This window comes from Nocardia sp. NPDC052566 (genome assembly GCF_044547285.1).
Lineage (GTDB): Bacteria > Actinomycetota > Actinomycetes > Mycobacteriales > Mycobacteriaceae > Nocardia.
Genome location: NZ_JBIUAF010000001.1, coordinates 96,766 through 112,937, shown reverse-complemented (window position 1 = coordinate 112,937; position 16,172 = coordinate 96,766). Strand labels below are relative to the sequence as shown.

The following is a 16,172-nucleotide window of genomic DNA, read 5'->3' as shown; positions in this document are numbered from 1 at the left end:
AACGGTCCAGTCCGGTGCCTGCCCGCGTTTCGCGCGCCGCCACCACCCGGCCTGACGGATACCTGGCGGGGGTGTAGAACTGAATCTCATGCGCGCTATTCAGGTTTCCGAAAACGGTGGTCCCGAAGTCCTGAAGTCCGTGGAGCTGCCCGATCCGCAGATCGGTCCGGATCAGCTGCTCGTCGATATCGACGCGATCGGCATCAATTTCATCGACACCTACATCCGTACCGGCCGCTACCCGCAGGCCGTGCCGTACGTGCCGGGTTCGGAGGGTTCGGGCGTGGTGGCCGAGGTCGGCGCGAACGTCACCGAGTTCGCCGTCGGCGACCGGGTGGCCTGGTCGGCCGGGCCTGGCAGCTACGCACAGCGCGTCGCGATCAACGCGGCGGTCGCGATTCCGGTACCCGCCGGTGTCGACGCACAGGTGGCGGCCTCGGCGCTGCTCCAGGGCATGACCGCGCACTATCTGACCGAGTCGATCTACAAGCCGGCGCCGGGCGAGTCGGTGCTGGTACACGCGGGCGCGGGCGGTGTCGGCCTGATCCTGACCCAGCTGCTCGCCGCGCGTGGCGTACGCGTCATCACCACGGTGTCCTCCGATGAGAAGGAGGCGTTGTCGCGCGAGGCAGGCGCCGCCGAGGTGCTTCGCTACAGCGACGACCTCGCCGATCACGTGCGCAAGCTGACCGACGGTATCGGCGTCGCCGCGGTCTACGACGGTGTCGGCGCGTCGACGTTCGAGGCCAGCCTCGCCTCGTTGCGCGTGCGCGGCACGCTCGCCCTGTTCGGCGGCGCCAGTGGTCCGGTGCCGCCGTTCGATCTGCAGCGGCTCGGCGGCGCGGGCTCGCTGATCGTCACCCGCCCCACGCTTGCCCATTACACCCGCGATCGCGCCGAATTGCTGTGGCGCGCGGGCGATATCTTCGACGCCATCGCCGGCGGCTCACTGCACATCCGCATCGGCGCCACCTATCCGCTCGCGGAAGCCGCTCAGGCACACCGCGATCTGGAGGGCCGCAAGACCACCGGTTCGATCGTCCTGCTGCCCTGATTCCGAAAGACCCGCGCTCGGAACGACATTCGAGCGCGGGTCAGTAATCCCGCCCGGTGAGGCCGCGGTAGATGAAACGGGTCAGCCCGTCGATCGCCTGTTTGTCGGTCAGTTCGACCGCACCGTCCTCGACCGCGGCCAGGATCGCCTGTGTGACCGTGAACATCATGGCCAGGCTCGCATCCCTGGTGGTCGGCAGCTGTAATCCCTTGTCCGCGAGACCGTCCAGATGGTCCGCGATATCCGCGCGCTGCTCCGCGCCGAATTGCTGGAGCACACCGGCGAATTCGTCGCTGACCAGCGCCGCCTGATTCATCGCGCGCAGTACCGGCGCGTGCTCGCGCGCGAACATCCAATATCCGGCGATGTGGTAGCGCACCGCGTCCGGATCGCTGAAATCCGGGTTGTGGTCCGGCTGTTCGGCCCGCTCGTCCCCCGCCGTGGCCAGATCGCTCAGCAGTGCCTGCAGCAGTTCTTCCTTGCCGGCGAAGTGGTTGTAGAACGAGCCCGCCGCGCGCCCCGCGGCCGTGGTGATGTCGGTGATCTTCGTATTCAGATAGCCACGCTCGGCGAATACGCGCCGCGCGGCATCCTTCAGCGCCTGCTCGGTTTCGGCGGACTTCTCCTTGCGGCTCATCGTCATCGGCACCCACCTCCTTGACAGCGAACGTACCAACTTCCATACTGAACTTGCATTCAGTGAATCATAGTTCAGTATGGAGTACGACATGAACACGCACGTTCTCATCGCAGGCGCCGGACCGACCGGCCTCACCGCCGCCATCGATCTGGCCCGCAGGAACATCCCGGTCCGCATCATCGATCAGGCGACGGAGTTCTTCGCCGGGTCACGCGGCGACGGCATCCAGCCGCGCACCCTCGAGGTGTTCGACGACCTCGGCGTCATCGACGCCGTCAACCGGGCGGGCGCACCGGCGCCGGTGCTGCGCGCCTACGTCGGCGGCGAATTCGCCGGCGAGCACCGGATGGCCGAACCGGTCCCGCCGACACCGGCCATCCCCTACCCCAACCTGTGGACGCTCGGCCAGTCGCGCACCGAGGCGATCCTGCGGGATCGGCTGGCGGAGTTCGGCATTCGGGTGGAGCTCGGCACCGCGCTGGAATCCTTCGAACAGGACGAGACGGGCGTCACCGCGACACTGCGCCGCGACGGCGGCACCGAAACCGTGCGCGCCGCCTACCTGATCGGCGCCGACGGCGGACGCAGCACCGTGCGCAAGGCACTCGGCATTCCGTTCGAGGGCAACACCGACGAGTCGATCCGCATGCTGCTCGGCGACGTCCGTGCCGACGCGCTCGACCACGATCGCGGCTACTGGTTCGCCGCCGCGGGCAACCCGATGGAGGGTATCGCCCTGGCCCCCTTGCCCGGTGGCCGTCAGTTCCAGCTCGCCGCACCGCTCGACGGCGACGCCGAACCCACGCTGGCGACCCTGCAGGACTACATCGATCGCTACTCCGGCCGCACCGGCATCACGCTGACCGACCTCACCTGGGTCACCGTGTGGCGGCCGAATATCCGGCTGGCCCAGCGGTTCCGCGAGGGCCGGGTCTTCCTCGCCGGCGACGCCGCGCACGTGCATCCGCCCACCGGCGGACAGGGCCTCAACACCGGCATCCAGGATGCCTACAACCTGAGCTGGCGCCTGGCCGCCGCACTCGATGGTGACGAATCAGTCTTGGACGGTTACGAATCCGAGCGCAGGACCGTCGCCGCGCGGGTACTCGGGCTGAGCACCGAACTGCTCGAGAAGCTGGTCGACGGCGCCGAGGACGCGATGCACCGCGGCCCGGAAACCCGCCAGCTCGATCTCACCTACCGCGATCCCGCCGACCGCGGACCGCTGGTCGCGGGCGACCGTGCCCCCGACGCACCGCTGAAAGACGCGGCGGGTCAACCGGTCCGGCTGTTCGACCTGTTCCGCGGACCGCACTGGACGACGCTGACCTTCAGCGAAACCGGTACCACCACCGGCGAATCCGACGCGCACGCCTACACCGTCGTCCGCCCCGGCGCGACGGCGACCGGCCGCTACCTCGTCGATGTGGACGGCCACGCGTTCGCGGCGTACCACGCGACCGAGGGCACCAGGGTCCTCATCCGGCCCGACGGATACCTCGGCCGCCGCTACTGAAAACCACCGCGATGTCAGCCGAAGAAGCTGCCGATGGTGTCCCAGCCGAGCACCGAATCGACCGCGAGCCCGCAGAACACCACGGCCAGATAGTTGTTCGACTGCAGGAACAGCCGCAGCGGCTTGACCGATTCACCGCGCCGCACGCCCGCGTAGAGCTGGTGCGCCATGAGCAGGAACCAGGCTCCCGCCACCAGTGCGACGGCCGCGTAGATCACGCCGGTCGCCGGCGCGAGCGCCAGCGTGGTGAGCACGGTCAGCCAGGTGTAGATGACGATCTGCTTGGTGACCTTCTGCTCGGTCGCCACCACCGGCAGCATCGGCACACCGGCCGCGCGGTAGTCCTCCTTGTAGCGCATGGCCAGCGCCCAGGTGTGCGGCGGCGTCCAGAAGAAGATGACACCGAACAGGGCGAGCGCGGGCCAGCCGACGGTTCCGGTCACCGCGGACCAGCCGACCAGCGCGGGCATACAGCCCGCGGCGCCGCCCCACACCACGTTCTGCGAGGTGCGGCGCTTGAGGCCGAGGGTGTAGACGAAGACGTAGAACAGGATCGTCACCACGACGAGTACGCCGCTGAGCAGGTTCGCCTGCCACCACAGCCAGGCGAAGGAGGCGATACCGAGCACGACGCCGAAGACGAAGGCGTGGGAGGTCGGCACCGCCTCGCGCGCCAGCGGGCGCTTGGCGGTGCGCTTCATCACCTTGTCGATATCGGCGTCGGCCACGCAGTTGAGGGTGTTCGCACTGGCCGCACCCATCCAGCCGCCGAAAAGCGTTGCCAGGATGAGGCGAATGTCGACATTGCCGCGGTCGGCGAGCAGCATCGTCGGGATGGTTGCGACGAGCAGCAGTTCGATGACCCGCGGCTTGGTGAGCGCGATGTAGGCAAGTGGCCGCCGCAGTAGTCGGGCCATGAAGCCGTCACCCTCGAGCCGATCGGCCAGCGCCGTCGCGGAGGAGCCGTGCGCACCATTGCCACCCGGCTGTTGACCGATCCGCACTGTTTCTCCTCGCACGCTGTGCATCGCATCCGGCATGGAACGAGCAGCGCGCTCGGTCCTGCTGGTTGTGACACTCAGCCCTCTGCGGCGCGGCTACTACTACAGAGGATGGTAGACCCACGCCGGTACTGCTTTCGCCATAGCCCCCCTCGCGCGCCCGTCGGCGGTTCGCCGCAAATCGGCCTTACCGCCCGACACGGTCACCGTGTAAGGCGGGTTCCCGACATGCCGGTGAGCGGGCACATCTAGGGTGGAATGGGTACGCCCGCGCTCGTACGAAGCCGTAGCGATTGCTTGCAGGTCGCTCGAAACAACCTGCCGTCGACGAAACCAATGTCAGGAGAACCACGGTCGTGTCAGTCACAGACGACATCCGCGCCCTCACTCAGCCGAACCACCCGGACGACTGGACGGATCTGGACACCAAGGCCGTCGACACAGCACGGGTGCTTGCCGCCGACGCGGTGCAGAACGCCGGAAACGGCCACCCCGGTACCGCGATGAGCCTCGCGCCGCTGGCCTACACGCTGTATCAGCGCACCATGCGCCACGATCCGAGCGATCCGAGCTGGGTCGGTCGCGACCGGTTCGTACTGTCCTGCGGCCACTCCAGCGTCACCCAGTACATCGAGCTCTACCTGGCCGGTTTCGGCCTGGAGCTGGATGACCTGAAGCACCTGCGCAAGTGGGGCTCGCTCACCCCGGGCCACCCCGAGTTCCGCCACACCGACGGCGTCGAGATCACCACCGGCCCGCTCGGCCAGGGCTTGGCCTCCGCGGTCGGCATGGCGATGGCGGCGCGACGCGAGCGCGGCCTGTTCGATCCGGACGCCGCGCCGGGCGCGAGCCCGTTCGACCACTTCATCTACGTCATCGCCTCCGACGGCGATATGGAGGAAGGCGTCACCTCCGAGGCGTCCTCCATCGCGGGCACCCAGCAGCTGGGCAACCTCGTCGTGATCTACGACGACAACAAGATCTCCATCGAGGACGACACCACCATCGCCTTCACCGAGGATGTCGCCAAGCGCTACGAGGCGTACGGCTGGCACGTGCAGGTGGTCGAGGGCGGCGAGGACGTCGTCGCCATCGAGGCGGCGCTCGCGACGGCCAAGGCCGAGACCGGCAAGCCGTCGATCATCGTGCTGCGCACCATCATCGGCTACCCGGCGCCGACCAAGATGAACACCGGCGCCGCGCACGGCGCCGCGCTCGGTGCCGACGAGGTGGCCGCGACCAAGAAGATCCTCGGCTTCGATCCGGAGCAGAGCTTCGAGGTCGCCGACGCCGTCATCGCGCACACGCGCAAGGCGATCGACCGCGGCAAGCAGGCGCATCAGGCCTGGCAGCAGCAGTTCGACGCGTGGGCCGCGGCCAACCCGGCGAACAAGGCGCTGTTCGACCGCCTCGCCAAGCGTGACCTGCCGCAGGGCTGGGCCGAGGCACTGCCGACGCACGCCGTCGACGCTGGTGCTGCCAACCCGCCCGCCCTTTCGACCCGCAAGGCCTCCGGCAAGGTGCTCGCCTCGCTGGCGCCGATCCTGCCCGAGCTGTGGGGCGGTTCGGCCGACCTCGCCGAATCCAACAACACCACCATGCCCGACACGCCGAGCTTCGGCCCCGAGTCGATCTCGACCGGCATGTGGAAGGCCAACCCGTACGGCCGCACCCTGCACTTCGGTGTGCGCGAGCACGCGATGGGCTCGATCCTCAACGGCATCGCGCTGCACGGCCCGACCCGTCCGTACGGCGGTACCTTCCTGGTATTCAGCGACTACATGCGCCCTGCGGTCCGGCTGGCCGCGCTGATGCGCGTGCCCGCGATCTACGTGTGGACCCACGACTCCATCGGCCTCGGCGAGGACGGCCCGACGCATCAGCCGATCGAGCACCTGGCCGCGCTGCGCGCCATCCCCGGCCTGAACGTGGTCCGCCCCGGCGACGCCAACGAGACCACCTACGCCTGGCGCACCATCCTGGAGCGCGACAGCAGCGAGCACACCTCGCACTTCTCGGTCTCCGAGCCCGCGCACCAGGACGGGCCGTCCGCGCTCGCGCTGACCCGCCAGGACATCCCGGTGCTGGAAGGCACCAGCTTCGAAGGCGTTTCGAAGGGCGGCTACATCCTGGCCGAGGCGTCGACCGGTACACCGCAGGTGATCCTGATCGCCACCGGTTCCGAACTGCACCTCGCCGTCGAGGCCCGCACCGCACTGGAGGCGCAGGGCATCGGGACGCGCGTAGTGTCGATGCCGTGTGTGGAGTGGTTCGACGCGCAGGACAAGTCCTACCGCGACGAGGTGTTGCCGCCCGCGGTCGCCGCGCGCGTTGTCGTCGAAGCCGGTATCGCGATGCCGTGGCACCGGTTCGTCGGTGACGCGGGCGAGATCGTCTCGATCGAGCACTTCGGCGCCTCCGCCGATTACAAGACCTTGTTCCGCGAGTTCGGCATCACCGCGGACAATGTCGTTGCCGCAGCGCAGCGCAGCCTCACGAACGTGAAGGGATAAGAGCTCATGACACAGAACGCGAACACCGCCGCCCTCTCGGCGGCCGGCGTGTCGGTGTGGCTCGACGACCTGTCCCGGGACCGGATCCAGTCCGGCAACCTGGCCGAGTTGATCGAAACCCGCAACGTCGTCGGTGTCACCACCAACCCGACCATCTTCCAGGGCGCGCTCAGCCAGGGGCACGCCTACGACGCGCAGGTGAAAGACCTTGCCGCGCAAGGGGCGGACGCGGACGCCGCGATCCGCACCATCACCACCGACGACGTCCGGGCGGCCTGCGACGTGTTCGCGGGCGTGTACGAGACGTCCGGCGGCGTCGACGGCCGCGTCTCCATCGAAGTGGATCCGCGCTTCGCCTTCGACGCGGAAAAGACCGTCGCCCAGGCCATCGACCTGTGGAAGACCGTCGACCGGCCCAACCTGTTCATCAAGATCCCGGCCACCGAGGCGGGCCTGCCCGCCATCACCTCGGTGATCGCGGAGGGCATCAGCGTGAACGTGACGCTGATCTTCTCGGTCGCGCGCTACCGCTCGGTGATGGGCGCGTACCTGGACGGCCTGCGCAAGGCCAAGATCAACGGCCACGATCTGGCCCGTATCCATTCCGTCGCTTCGTTCTTCGTCTCCCGGGTGGACACCGAGATCGACAAGCGCCTGGAGGCGCTCGGCACGCCGGAGGCGCTCGCGCTGCGCGGCAAGGCCGGCGTCGCCAACGCCCACCTCGCCTACGCCGAGTACCAGGACGTCTTCGACGGTGGCGCGCACACCTCCACCTACGCCCACCTCGCCTCCTCCGGCGGCGCGAATCGGCAACGGCCGCTGTGGGCTTCGACCGGCGTCAAGAACCCGGACTACTCCGACACGCTCTACATCACCGAGCTGGTCGCGAAGAACACGGTGAACACGCTGCCGGAGAAGACGCTGGAGGCGCTGGCCGATCACGGCGAGATCCGCGGCGACACCATGAGCGGCACCGCCGCGGCCGCGCAGGAGGTGTTCGACAAGCTCACCGCCGTCGGCATCGACCTGGACGACGTATTCGACGTGCTCGAGCGCGAGGGCGTGGACAAGTTCGAGAAGTCGTGGGAAGAACTGCTTTCCGCGACCACCGAGGAACTGACCACGGCTCGGTCCAACTCGGCCGACGCGGGAACGCAAGCTACCTCCTCCGGGCCTGACGCGACGGCCGGGAGCAACTGACCTAGATGGCCGGCACAACTGAACTCAGGAAGAACCCGCTCCGCGACGAGCGGGACAAGCGGATACCGCGCATCGCGGGCCCGTGCAGCATGGTGATCTTCGGTGTCACCGGCGACCTGTCCCGGAAAAAGCTGATGCCGGCCATCTACGACCTGGCGAACCGGGGGCTGCTGCCCCCGGGTTTCGCGCTGGTCGGATTCGCCAGGCGCGACTACGCCGATGAGGATTTCGCGCAGGTCGTCCTCGACGCGGTGAAGCAGCACGCGCGCACCCCCTTCCGCCAGGAGGTCTGGGACCACCTCGCCGAAGGCATCCGGTTCGTGCAGGGCAGCTTCGACGACGACGCGGCCTTCACCAAACTCGCCGATACCCTGGCGCGGCTGGACAAGGAACGCGGCACCGGCGGCAATCACGCCTTCTACCTGTCGATTCCGCCGAATATGTTCCCGGTGGTGCTCGACCAGCTCTCCGAGCACGGCCTGGCCAAGCCGGAGACCGTCGACGCCGCGGGCCGTAAACCGTGGCGCCGGGTGGTGATCGAGAAGCCGTTCGGGCACGACCTTGACAGCGCGGTCGAGCTCAACGCGCTGGTCAACCGGGTGTTCCCGGAGGAGACGGTGTTCCGCATCGACCACTATCTCGGCAAGGAGACGGTGCAGAACGTCCTGGCGCTGCGCTTCGCCAATCAGCTGTTCGATCCGATCTGGAACGCCAACTACGTCGACCACGTCCAGATCACCATGGCCGAGGACATCGGATTGGGCGGGCGCGCGGGCTATTACGACGGCATCGGCGCGGCACGCGACGTCATCCAGAACCACCTGCTGCAACTGCTCGCGCTCACCGCGATGGAGGAGCCGATCAGCTTCCAGCCCAAACAGCTGCAGGCCGAGAAGATCAAGGTGCTCTCGGCGACGAAACTCGTCGAGCCACTGGACGAGACCACCGCGCGCGGACAGTACGCGGGCGGCTGGCAGGGCGGCGAGCAGGTCGTCGGACTGCTGGACGAGGAGGGTTTCGACCCGAACTCGCGCACCGAGACCTACGCGGCGATCACGCTGGAGGTCGACACCAGGCGCTGGGCCGGTGTGCCGTTCTATCTGCGCACCGGAAAACGGCTGGGGCGCAGGGTGACCGAGATCGCGGTGGTCTTCAAGCGGGCGCCGCACCTGCCGTTCGACCAGACCATGACCGAGGATCTCGGGCAGAACGCGCTGGTCATCCGGGTGCAGCCGGACGAGGGCATCACCATGCGGTTCGGCTCGAAGGTGCCGGGGTCCGGTATGGAAGTGCGCGACGTCAATATGGATTTCAGCTACGGCGAGGCGTTCACCGAGGACTCCCCCGAGGCGTACGAGCGGCTGATCCTGGATGTGCTGCTCGGCGTGCCGTCGCTGTTCCCGGTCAACGCGGAGGTCGAATTGTCCTGGAGCATCCTGGATCCCGTGCTCGCGCACTGGGCCGCGGACGGCAAACCCGAACAGTACGAGGCGGGTACCTGGGGCCCGCACTCCGCCGACGAGATGCTGGCCCGCACCGGGCGCGAATGGCGGCGGCCGTGATCATCGACATGCCGACCACCACCACCGGTGAGGTCACCAAACGCCTTGTGCAGCTGCGGGAGAGCAACGGCGTGATCACCATGGGCCGGGTGCTCACCCTGGTCGTGTGCACGCTCGACAGCTCCGAGGCGGAGGACGCGATCGACGCCGCCACCGACGCCAGCCGTGAACATCCCTGTCGCGTGGTCGTTCTGGCGCGCGGCGATCGGGAAGCCGTGACTCAGCTCGACGCGCAGATCCGCGTCGGCGGCGACGCGGGCGCGGCCGAGGTGATCGTGCTCCGGCTGCAGGGCGAGCTGATCAACCACGAAAGCAGTGTCGTCACACCGTTTCTGCTGCCGGACACACCGGTGGTGGCATGGTGGCCGCGTGGCGCCCCGGAGTTCCCGTCGAAGGATTCGGTGGGGCGCTTGGCCACTCGCCGCATCACCGACGCCACCTTCGCGCAGGATCCGCAGGCCACCATCAAGAAGCGGCTCGCGTCCTACGCCTCCGGCGATACCGATCTCGCGTGGAGCCGGATCACCTACTGGCGGGCGCTGCTCGCCGCCGCGATGGACGAACCGCCCTATGAGGACGTGGAATCCGTGACGGTCTCCGGGCTGCGCAACGAACCGGCGCTGGATATGCTCGCCGGTTGGCTGGCGCAGAAGCTCGGCTGCCCCGTGGTCCGCCGCTCCGGCGCACTGCGGGTGGAGCTGCGGCGGCCCTCGGTGTCGATCGCGATCGAGCGGCCGCAGACCGGCCGGACCGCCACCCTGACCCGCACCGGCGACCCGGATCAGCGAATCGCCTTGGCGCGCCGCGAAACCCGGGACTGCCTCACCGAGGAACTGCGCCGCCTCGACGCCGACGAGATCTACGCGGAGGCGCTCGCCGGAATCGAGAAGGTGACCTATGAGTGAGCGCGGCGAACGAAGCATGCCCCAGCGTGCGGTGCAGATCTTTTCCGGTACCGATGCATTGATCGCCGCCGCGGCCGCGACATTCGTCGAGGTCGTCGTGGCGGCGCAGGCCGCGCGCGGTTCGGCCTCGGTGGTGCTGACCGGTGGCGGCACCGGCATCGGCCTGCTCGAGCTGGTGCGCAAATCCCCCGGTGCGATCGACTGGTCGCGGCTGGATGTGTTCTGGGGCGACGAGCGTTTCGTGCCCGCGGGCGATCCCGAGCGCAACGAGCTCCAGGCACGCCAGGCACTGCTGGATCATGTGCCGGTCGACCACGCCCGGGTCCACCCGGTCGCCACGTCCGACGGCGAATACCCGGACCCGATCGAGGCAGCCGCCGAATACTCGGCGGCCGCGCACGCCTACCTCGCCGAGCACGGCTCCTTCGATCTGCACCTGCTCGGCATGGGCGGTGAGGGGCACGTGAATTCGCTGTTCCCCGATACCGACGCGGTCCGCGAACAGCACGAACTCGTTGTCGCCGTGACGAATTCGCCGAAGCCGCCGCCGGTCCGGGTGACCCTCACCCTGCCCGCCGTCCGCCGCACCCGCCACGTCGTACTCGTCGTCGGCGGCGCGGCCAAGGCCGAAGCGGTCGCCGCGGCGATCGCGGGCGCGAACCCGGTCGACATCCCGGCCGCGGGCGCGATCGGGACCGAGTCGACCACCTGGCTGCTGGATCAGGACGCCGCGGCGAACCTGAGCTAGCGGTCGATGCGTGCACGGAAGACCGGACGCATCCATATCGGCCCGTCGGGGCCGCCGGTGAAGGAAATCGGCGGCCTGACGGGTCCGGCGCCCACCGGGTTCAGCTCGACGCGCTGCGCCATCGTGGCCAGCGCGAGCACGGCTTCCGTCTTCGCGAACACCGAGGCGATGCACATGCGTTTGCCCGCACCGAAGGCGAGTGACGACTGTCGCTGCGCGGGTCGCAGGTTCTCCGGCAGATAGCGCGCCGGGTCGAATACCTCCGGCCGATCCCAGATCCGGCCGTTGTGGTGCAGGCCGTGCACGATGACGATCACCGTGGTGCCCGGTTTTATCGGATAGCCGCCGAGTACGTCGGCGCCCTTCGCCGCCCGCGTCAGCCCCATGACCGGCGGATAGACCCGCATGGTCTCGTCGACGAACGCTTTGGTCCACGGCAGGTTCTCGACATCGGCGGCGGTAGGCGCGCGGCCGCCGAGCACCTCGTCCAGTTCCCGGTACATCCGGGCACGGACCTCGGGGTGCTCGGCGAGCAGCTTCCAGGCCCAGGCGAGCGCGCTCGCGGTGGTTTCCATACCGGCGCCGATGAATGTCATGAGCTCGTCGTGGATTTCGCGATCGGTGTACCGGTAGCCGGTTTCGGGGTCTTCGGCGTCCATCAGCAGGGCGAGCAGGTTGTCCTTGCGGGTGATCGTGCCGGCGCGGTGGTCCGCGATGAGCTGATCGACCACTCGCTCGACATGCCGAAGATCCCGCATCGTCCGGGGAGCGATGAGCCAGCCGCCGGTGCGCATCACCCGCATCGCGAGGCGCGAGTTCTCGCCGGCCAGGGTCGACAGGGCGCGCAGCGGCCGGCTGACATTGGTGATGAAACCGAATCCGAAGAACCGCAACAGTTCCGACAATCGCACCTGCGACATCGGTCCGGCCAGGTCGGTGCCGAACATGGTGCGGGCGATGATGTCCAGTGTCAGCCGGTTCATCTCGTAGTTGATGTCCACCGGCGCACCGTCGCCGGCGAGTCGCGCGATCCGGTCGACCGCGTCGCCCGCGGCCTCGGTCATCGGCCCGGCGAACTTATCGATATTGCGCCTGCCGAACACCGGCTGCACGAGGCGCCGGTTGCGTTGCCAGCGGTCGTCGTCGAGCGCGGTGACCAGCCCACGCCCGAACGCGACGGCCAGCATGTCGTATTCGGCACTCTTCCGGTAGTTGTCCTGGTTGGTGACCAGCACCTGCCGGGCCAATTCGGGACTGCGCACGACAACGTACTTCAGGAACGGTATCCGCGCGACCAGCACGCCGTCCTGGCCCGGCAGGTCGGTGGCGTACTGAACGAAGGTGTGATCGCGCATCCGCGGCACCACCCGCAGCGCATGTTTCCAGGACTGCCACCACGAGATGTCGGTGCCGTGCCAGTGCAGAAACGACGGCTGCCAGCGCGCGGGCCGCAGTCTCGGATCGATCGTCGTCACGGTGTGCCGTGGCGTGCTGTCAGCGGATTCCATATCAACCCCCAGCGCCCGCCGCCGCGACGACGGGCGTGCTACTCGGTGCGCCGAGCGGTGTGCGAGCTACTGCGCGCGCACCCGTGAATGAGTCATGCAGCTCGAGTCCCGTTATCCGGCAACGCCATTCGCGTGGTCGATGGCGGGAATCCCGCTCAGATGAGACGATCGTAGCAGACGAGCGTCTCAAAACAAGAGGAGTCCATTCCCGATGCCACGCCCCGTCCGGAACCGGCAAGCGCTGCTCGACGCCGCGATCAGCTGCATCCAAACGCAGGGGTACGCCCGCACCACCGCGCGCGATCTCGTCGCCATGTCGAAGACGAACCTCGGCGCGATCGGATACCACTTCGGATCCAAGGAAGCGCTGATGAACGAGGCGCTGGCCGAATGCTTTCGCCAGTTGTCCCGTGAGGTCGGCTCGGCGGTGAGCACCTCCGGCGACAACTGGCGCGACATGCTCGCGGCCACCTACCGCACGGTCCAGGACAACCGCGCCGTATCGGTCGCCTATCTGGAAGCGTGGGCTCAGGCCGAGCGCGCACCCGAACTGCGCGACCAGCTCGCCACCCACTACCGCGAATTCCGCACCACGATCGCCGCGCTGGTCGAGGCGGCGACATCCGGTCGCGGCACCGGCGGAGCAGGGACCGACAGCGCCGCGCTCGCCGCGGTACTGACGGCCGTGGCCGATGGCCTCACCATTCAGTGGCTCCTCGATCCCGATGCGCTGCCTGGCCCCGACCGCCTGGCGCGGACGCTGGCACCGCTCGTCGGTCTCGACGCGGACACGACCGATACCGAGCACTGAACACGGCGCGCGACACGGCGGGAGTTGCTGCGGCGCACGATCACACAGACCGAATGAGCCGGGTGGCCATCGCCGCGACATCCGACAAATAAGCGATTCAGGGCGCACTTGCACGGAGAAGTTCCTGGTCGTCGGTTCGGTGGTCAAAATTGTTCCGGGAATGTCGTGCTTCGGACAGGGTTCGTCGGCGATGATCGCAGGGTGACCGAACAGCAGAGAGTCGACCTTGATGAGCGGTTCCGTGTCGAGATATCGGCGCTGACACCGCAGCCGAGCCGTCCCGCCGAGCAGCCGATCGAAGCGGGGGCGCTCACCGGGGCCCACTGTCTGGAACTGTTCGAATCACAGGCGACGAGTAGGCATCTCGATCTCGCGGCGCGGCGATTGGGCAGCGCGAAGCGCGGTTACTACAGCATCGGATCCTCCGGACACGAGGGCAATGCGGCGGTGGCGGCGGCCTTGCGGCCGACCGATCCGGCGCTGCTGCACTACCGCTCCGGCGCGTTCTTCGTGCAGCGGGCCAGGCAGGTGCCCGGTCTCGATCCGATCCGCGATGTGCTGCTCGGCGTGGTCGCCGCGGCCGCCGATCCGATATCCGGTGGCAGGCACAAGGTTTTCGGCAGCAAACCGGCCTCGATCATCCCGCAGACCTCCACCATCGCCTCCCATCTGCCCCGCGCGGTCGGTCTCGCGTTCGGCATCGAACGGGCGGCCCGGCTCGGCGTCGCCAGCGAATGGCCGTCGGATTCGGTGGTGGTGTGCAGTTTCGGTGACGCCTCGGCCAACCACTCCACCGCGGCGGGCGCCATCAACGCGGCGATTCACACCGCACACCTCGGGGTTCCGCTGCCGCTGCTGTTCGTGTGCGAGGACAACGGCATCGGTATCAGCGTCCCGACCCCGGCCGACTGGATCGAACAGGCCTACGGCATCCGCGTCGGCCTGCAATACTTCGACGCCGACGGCTGCGATCTGCTCGACGCCGCGCTGACCGCCACCGAGGCGGCCACCTGGGTGCGCGAACAGCGCAAGCCCGCGTTCCTGCACCTGCGCACCGTGCGACTCATGGGCCACGCCGGATCCGACGTCGAAGCCGCCTACCGCCGCCCCGGCGATATCGCGGCGAGCGTCCTGCGCGATCCGGTCACCGCGACGGCCCGCCTGCTGGTCAACTCGGGAATCGCGCGGCCCGATGAGGTCATCGACCGCTACGACGACATCGGCCACCGCGTCGCGGGCATGGCCGAATTGGTCTGGCGCGAACCGAAATTGACCTCCGCCGCGGCGGTGATGGCGCCGCTCGCACCGAATCGTCCCGCGGCGGTACGCGACGATGTACTGCGCACCACCGCATCCACCGGTGACGCGACATCACCCAACGGCGCGACATCACCCAACGGCGCGGCGCCGAACAATACGGCGCCATCCAACGACGCGACGTCAACCGCGAGCGCAGTGTCACCCAACAACGCGAGGTCGACCAACGACACGGTGCCACCCGTCGGCACAGTGTCCCTCAACGATGCGGTGCCACCCCGCCAGGCGGTAGCACCCGCTGGCGCCGTCCAGGACACAACGCAAGTCGCCGTCGTATCGGCGGACAGTTCGCGCACTACACCCGAATCTGCTGTGCCTTCGCCGAACAACCGGCCCGCCGACTCGGACGATCCGAGTCCGGTAACCGAGCTGACTCTGGCGCAGGCGATCAACACCACGCTGGCGAGCCTGCTGGCGCGGGATCGCGACGTCTTGGTGTTCGGTGAGGATGTGGGGCGCAAGGGTGGGGTGTACGGCGTCACCAAGGGGTTGCAGAAGGTCTTCGGCGCACGCAGGGTATTCGACACTCTGCTGGACGAACAGAGTGTGCTGGGAACGGCTTTGGGCACCGCGCTCGCCGGATTCGTGCCGATTCCGGAGATCCAGTATCTCGCCTATGTGCACAACGCCGAGGATCAGCTGCGCGGCGAAGCGTCCACGCTGCAGTTCTTCTCGCATGGCCACTACCGCAATCCGATGGTCGTCCGCATCGCCGGTCTCGCCTATCAGAAGGGCTTCGGCGGTCACTTCCACAACGACAATTCCGTTGCGGCACTGCGCGATATCCCCGGTATCGTGCTCGCCGCCCCGGCCCGCGCCGACGACGCCGCGGCCATGCTGCGCACCTGTGTCTCCGCCGCCCGCGTTGACGGCCGGGTCTGCGTCTACCTGGAGCCGATCGCCCTCTACCACACCCGCGATCTGTACGAACCCGGCGACAATGCCTGGCTCGCAACACCTTCCGCCGACCACGTCGATATAGGCCGCGCCCGCGTCTACGGCGACGGCGCCGATCTCACCATCGTCACCTTCGCCAACGGCGTCCCCATGAGCCTGCGCGTCGCCGCACGCCTCGCCGCACGCGGCATCCACGCCCGCGTCCTCGACCTCCGCTGGCTCACCCCGCTGCCCGTCGACGACCTCCTGCACCACGCCCGGGCCACCGGCCGCGTCCTCGTCGCCGACGAAACCCGCCACAGCGGCGGCGTTTCCGAATCCGTCTACGCCGCCCTCCTCGACGCGGGCTACGAGGGCCGCCTCGCCCGCATCACCTCCGAAGACACCTTCATCCCCCTCGGCCCCGCCGCCGACACCGTCCTGCTCGACGAAACGAAAATCGAAACCGCCGCCGACAAACTCCTCGCCGGATGAGCAAGCCGTCGAAGCGACGTAGCGCA

Annotated in this window: 12 protein-coding genes; 9 read left to right on the top strand and 3 right to left on the bottom strand. The window is 68.3% G+C overall.

Annotation, left to right across the window (positions count from 1 at the left end):
- Positions 1 to 88 precede the first annotated feature (88 nt).
- Positions 89 to 1,054: a quinone oxidoreductase family protein gene (locus ACIG5A_RS00490; RefSeq protein WP_397236107.1), complete on the top strand. Its 966-nt coding sequence runs from the start codon at positions 89 to 91 to the stop codon at positions 1,052 to 1,054.
- A 40-nt stretch (positions 1,055 to 1,094) separates the two neighbouring features.
- Here ACIG5A_RS00490 and ACIG5A_RS00485 read toward each other — a convergent pair whose 3' ends face one another.
- On the bottom strand, positions 1,095 to 1,697 hold the full coding sequence (locus tag ACIG5A_RS00485; protein ID WP_397236105.1) for a TetR/AcrR family transcriptional regulator: 603 nt from the start codon (positions 1,695 to 1,697) through the stop codon (positions 1,095 to 1,097).
- Positions 1,698 to 1,782: 85 nt separating this feature from the next.
- On the opposite strand from ACIG5A_RS00485, the gene ACIG5A_RS00480 reads away from it, so the two are divergent.
- Entirely contained in the window at positions 1,783 to 3,210 is a 1,428-nt protein-coding gene (locus ACIG5A_RS00480; RefSeq protein WP_397236103.1) for an FAD-dependent monooxygenase, read from the top strand.
- A 14-nt stretch (positions 3,211 to 3,224) separates the two neighbouring features.
- Here the strand turns inward: ACIG5A_RS00480 and ACIG5A_RS00475 are convergent, their stop codons facing one another.
- Positions 3,225 to 4,127, bottom strand: a complete 903-nt coding sequence (locus ACIG5A_RS00475) for a heme o synthase (protein WP_397238747.1) — start codon at positions 4,125 to 4,127, stop codon at positions 3,225 to 3,227.
- Positions 4,128 to 4,567: 440 nt separating this feature from the next.
- Here ACIG5A_RS00475 and tkt point away from each other — a divergent pair, with 440 nt between their 5' ends.
- The 5 genes from tkt to pgl are packed head-to-tail and all read left to right on the top strand — an operon-like array spanning position 4,568 to position 11,139.
- Complete coding sequence (tkt, locus tag ACIG5A_RS00470; RefSeq protein WP_397236101.1) at positions 4,568 to 6,724, top strand: transketolase; 2,157 nt, start codon at positions 4,568 to 4,570, stop codon at positions 6,722 to 6,724.
- A gap of 6 nt (positions 6,725 to 6,730) precedes the next feature.
- Positions 6,731 to 7,924 carry a transaldolase gene (gene tal, locus ACIG5A_RS00465; protein WP_397236099.1) on the top strand — a complete coding sequence of 398 codons (1,194 nt, stop codon included), beginning with the start codon at positions 6,731 to 6,733 and terminating at the stop codon, positions 7,922 to 7,924.
- A 5-nt stretch (positions 7,925 to 7,929) separates the two neighbouring features.
- Positions 7,930 to 9,486 carry a glucose-6-phosphate dehydrogenase gene (gene zwf / locus ACIG5A_RS00460; RefSeq protein WP_397236097.1) on the top strand — a complete coding sequence of 519 codons (1,557 nt, stop codon included), beginning with the start codon at positions 7,930 to 7,932 and terminating at the stop codon, positions 9,484 to 9,486.
- Positions 9,483 to 10,391, top strand: a complete 909-nt coding sequence (opcA, locus tag ACIG5A_RS00455) for a glucose-6-phosphate dehydrogenase assembly protein OpcA (protein ID WP_397236095.1) — start codon at positions 9,483 to 9,485, stop codon at positions 10,389 to 10,391. Before zwf ends, opcA begins: the two co-directional genes overlap by 4 nt.
- Positions 10,384 to 11,139 carry a 6-phosphogluconolactonase gene (gene pgl / locus ACIG5A_RS00450; protein ID WP_397236093.1) on the top strand — a complete coding sequence of 252 codons (756 nt, stop codon included), beginning with the start codon at positions 10,384 to 10,386 and terminating at the stop codon, positions 11,137 to 11,139. Before opcA ends, pgl begins: the two co-directional genes overlap by 8 nt.
- Here pgl and ACIG5A_RS00445 read toward each other — a convergent pair.
- Entirely contained in the window at positions 11,136 to 12,647 is a 1,512-nt protein-coding gene (locus ACIG5A_RS00445; RefSeq protein ID WP_397236091.1) for a cytochrome P450, read from the bottom strand. The genes pgl and ACIG5A_RS00445 overlap by 4 nt on opposite strands.
- Before the next feature lie 211 nt (positions 12,648 to 12,858).
- On the opposite strand from ACIG5A_RS00445, the gene ACIG5A_RS00440 reads away from it, so the two are divergent.
- Both ACIG5A_RS00440 and ACIG5A_RS00435 read left to right on the top strand, forming a co-directional pair.
- Positions 12,859 to 13,458, top strand: a complete 600-nt coding sequence (locus tag ACIG5A_RS00440) for a TetR/AcrR family transcriptional regulator (protein WP_397236089.1) — start codon at positions 12,859 to 12,861, stop codon at positions 13,456 to 13,458.
- Positions 13,459 to 13,659: 201 nt separating this feature from the next.
- Positions 13,660 to 16,146, top strand: a complete 2,487-nt coding sequence (locus tag ACIG5A_RS00435; RefSeq protein WP_397236086.1) for a thiamine pyrophosphate-dependent enzyme — start codon at positions 13,660 to 13,662, stop codon at positions 16,144 to 16,146.
- Positions 16,147 to 16,172 lie beyond the last annotated feature (26 nt).

Excerpts from the sequence above, each read along its gene's own strand:
- ACIG5A_RS00490 (WP_397236107.1), top strand. The coding sequence starts at position 89 with ATGCGCGCTATTCAGGTTTCCGAAAACGGTGGTCCCGAAGTCCTGAAG.
- ACIG5A_RS00485 (WP_397236105.1), bottom strand. The coding sequence starts at position 1,697 with ATGACGATGAGCCGCAAGGAGAAGTCCGCCGAAACCGAGCAGGCGCTG.
- ACIG5A_RS00480 (WP_397236103.1), top strand. The coding sequence starts at position 1,783 with ATGAACACGCACGTTCTCATCGCAGGCGCCGGACCGACCGGCCTCACC.
- ACIG5A_RS00475 (WP_397238747.1), bottom strand. The coding sequence starts at position 4,127 with ATGGCCCGACTACTGCGGCGGCCACTTGCCTACATCGCGCTCACCAAG.
- tal (WP_397236099.1), top strand. The coding sequence starts at position 6,731 with ATGACACAGAACGCGAACACCGCCGCCCTCTCGGCGGCCGGCGTGTCG.
- zwf (WP_397236097.1), top strand. The coding sequence starts at position 7,930 with ATGGCCGGCACAACTGAACTCAGGAAGAACCCGCTCCGCGACGAGCGG.
- pgl (WP_397236093.1), top strand. The coding sequence starts at position 10,384 with ATGAGTGAGCGCGGCGAACGAAGCATGCCCCAGCGTGCGGTGCAGATC.
- ACIG5A_RS00445 (WP_397236091.1), bottom strand. The coding sequence starts at position 12,647 with ATGGAATCCGCTGACAGCACGCCACGGCACACCGTGACGACGATCGAT.
- ACIG5A_RS00440 (WP_397236089.1), top strand. The coding sequence starts at position 12,859 with ATGCCACGCCCCGTCCGGAACCGGCAAGCGCTGCTCGACGCCGCGATC.